General features: G+C 52.2%; 1 tRNA gene. It reads left to right on the top strand.

Features of this window, described 5'->3' with window-relative positions:
• Nucleotides 1-136 precede the first annotated feature (136 nt).
• Nucleotides 137-213, top strand: a tRNA-Asp gene (locus BZG25_RS15850).
• Nucleotides 214-228 lie beyond the last annotated feature (15 nt).

Here is a 228-nt window from a genome sequence, read left to right as displayed (position 1 = left end):
CCGAACTCAGTAGTGAAACGAAGCAGCGCCGATGGTAGTGTGGGGTCTCCCCATGTGAGAGTAGGACATCGCCAGGCTTTGATTACAATTGATTAAAGCCAAGAGATATAAGTCTTTAGTCATACAGCATTGGTGCGGAGTGGTAGTTCAGTTGGTTAGAATACCGGCCTGTCACGCCGGGGGTCGCGGGTTCGAGTCCCGTCCACTCCGCCACTACTTAGAAACCCT

It is taken from the genome of Salinivibrio sp. ML198 (genome assembly GCF_001996015.1).
Lineage (GTDB): Bacteria > Pseudomonadota > Gammaproteobacteria > Enterobacterales > Vibrionaceae > Salinivibrio > Salinivibrio siamensis.
Note: the sequence above shows the minus strand (reverse complement) of the source record. Positions and strands in the feature narration are given on the sequence as shown.